We start from the raw sequence: 2,756 nt of genomic DNA, 5'->3' as shown, positions 1-2,756 counted from the left end.
ATCAAGGGCTTGCAGGTCAACTACGGCGGCATCCAGGCCGTCAAGGGCGTTGACATGGAAGTCCGCCAGGGCGAGCTCGTGACGCTGATCGGCGCGAACGGCGCAGGCAAGACCACGACGATGAAGGCGATCACGGGTCTCAAGGCGTATTCGGCAGGCGACATCGAGTACGAGGGCAAGTCGATCAAGGGCATTCCGACGCACGAGCTGCTGAAGCGCGGCCTCGCGATGGTGCCGGAAGGCCGCGGGATCTTCGCGCGGATGTCGATCGTCGAGAACATGCAGATGGGCGCGTACCTGCGCAACGACGGCGAGCAGATCAAGAAGGACGTCGACCGCATGTTCGGCTTCTTCCCGCGTCTGAAGGAGCGTGCGACGCAGCTTGCGGGCACGCTGTCGGGCGGCGAGCAGCAGATGCTGGCGATGTCGCGCGCGATTCTCTCGAAGCCGAAGCTGCTGCTGCTCGACGAGCCGTCGATGGGCCTGTCGCCGATCATGGTCGAGAAGATCTTCGAAGTGGTGCGTGAAATCTCGAAGGAGGGCATCACGGTGCTGCTCGTCGAGCAGAACGCGCGCCTCGCGCTGCAGGCGGCCGACCGCGGCTACGTGATGGATTCGGGCACGGTCACGATGGAAGGCGACGCGAAGCAGATGCTCGACGATCCGAAGGTGCGTGCCGCGTATTTGGGCGAGTAGCGCATATCGCTGCCGACAATCCCCCAATATAAGTCACGCAATTGCAGGCGTTCAATAGCTGTCGACACAATCTGCCTACACGTCCTCTCTCGTGTTTGCGTGTTGTCGGTTGCTGGCGGTCAAATTCAGAAGAGAGTGCCGAGGAGGCGACATGGCAGTAGGAAGGCAAACGGGACTGAGTACCGGTCTCAAGCAACGTCACGTCACCATGATGTCCATCGCCGGCGTGATTGGCGCGGGATTGTTCGTGGGGTCGGGGCATGCAATTGCAGCGGCAGGACCCGCTGCGTTGCTTGCGTACGCCATTACGGGCGGGCTAGTCGTCCTCGTGATGAGAATGCTAGGTGAAATGGCAACCGCACATCCGGATAGCGGTTCGTTCTCGACCTATGCGGACCGCGCTATCGGCCACTGGGCGGGTTTCACTATCGGCTGGTTGTACTGGTGGTTCTGGGTACTCGTCATTCCCATCGAGGCAACCGCAGCGGCAACGATCCTGAATGCTTGGTTTCCCAGCATTGCAACGTGGGTTTTCGCACTTGGAATCACGTCCGTACTCACGGTGACGAATCTGTTTTCGGTCAAGAACTACGGCGAATTCGAGTTCTGGTTTGCGCTCGTTAAGGTCATCGCAATCATCATATTTTTGTGTATCGGCGGTGCGGCGATCTTCGGCATTTTGCCGCACACCAACGTCTCAGGAGTCTCACGACTTTTTGACCATGGCGGCTTCATGCCGAACGGGCTCGGGGCCGTGTTTGCCGCGATGTTGACGACCATGTTCTCATTTATCGGGACCGAAATCGTCACAATTGCGGCCGCCGAGTCAGACAACCCACAACGACAGATTGTGCGTGCGACAAACTCGGTGATCTGGCGCATCTCGCTCTTTTACCTCGGCTCGATCTTGATTGTGACGTCAATCGTTCCCTGGAACGATGCACTGCTCCCAGTGCACGGATCATATCAACGAGCCATGGAGTTGATTGGGGTACCACACGCCAAGGCCATCATCGACATTGTTGTTTTGGTATCCGTTGCGAGCTGCTTGAACTCGGCCCTGTACACGGCGTCTCGAATGATTTTCTCGCTTTCGGTCCGACACGATGCTCCTGCCTTCCTGCGCCGGACTGATTCCGCCGGGACACCACGAACAGCTGTGCTTGCGTCGACTGCATTCGGGTTCCTGACCGTGGTTGCAAACTACCTAATGCCTGAATATGTATTCAGCTTTCTGCTCGCAACGTCGGGAGCGATTGCTCTCCTGGTCTATCTTGTGATTGCCGTGTCGCAGTTGAGGATGCGTTCGATGCTTAACGCGGAGGGTGCGGCCATCAGTCTGAAAATGTGGTGCTTCCCGTGGTTGACATGGGCTGTAATAGTGTTCATCACAGGTGTGCTTGTGGCGATGCTACTGAGAGAAAGTCAGCGAATGGAGGTCGCCGCGACGGGAGTTCTGGCCTTAGCCATTGTTGTTGCGTCGTGGATGAACCGTATTCACCGAAACGGGAAGAAATCGGCAGCATCTGTTGGTGCTTCCGCGACGTTGCGGTAACGCAGTATTGCGGATCGAACACGGGCCGAAGTCGAGTTTGAGTGGATATATCCAGGGGCACTACTCCGCTCGACATCGTGCGACGGGTTGGGTCTCTGGTGCCTGGATGCGGGATGCTCACGCGTAGCGCTTGACGGTGCTGCGCAAGCCGGCATCTGGTGATCGAATCCCGGCCACCGTGGGGGCGGGCGGAATAGAGCAACCAAATCAAATCACCATCTGCTCAAGTTCGGCATAAATCTTCAAGACCGTCAGGTTGCCGTGTGGGCATGTCGGTCATCTGGTCGCAGCAACAAGCTCAGCGCGCCGTCAGACGAATATGCGTCAGTATGCCGAAAATGTGCCCCAAATTAACGGGGTTCAGCACAATGACGCCCGCGACGCTAGGGGAAACCTCAGCCTTGGCAAGTTTGCGCGTGAGGCGGCACGGACCTATCCGTGATTTCGTGGGCGAGGCATATCATGAGGTGTAAAAATCATGGATATGCCGATGAAGAAGAAAAGG

At 57.7% G+C, this 2,756-nt stretch carries 2 protein-coding genes; both read left to right on the top strand.

Going from position 1 to position 2,756, the window contains the following annotated elements; genetic code table 11:
• A partial coding sequence (locus tag DIE22_RS37665; RefSeq protein WP_260426873.1) for an ABC transporter ATP-binding protein occupies positions 1–696 on the top strand: 696 nt, incomplete at its 5' end.
• Between the two features lie 151 nt (positions 697–847).
• On the top strand, positions 848–2,251 hold the full coding sequence (gabP, locus tag DIE22_RS37660) for a GABA permease (RefSeq protein WP_124607540.1): 1,404 nt from the start codon (positions 848–850) through the stop codon (positions 2,249–2,251).
• Positions 2,252–2,756: the final 505 nt, after the last annotated feature.

It is taken from the genome of Burkholderia sp. Bp9142 (assembly GCF_003853415.1).
Taxonomy (GTDB): Bacteria; Pseudomonadota; Gammaproteobacteria; order Burkholderiales; family Burkholderiaceae; genus Burkholderia.
This window is presented reverse-complemented; position numbering and strand designations above follow the sequence as displayed.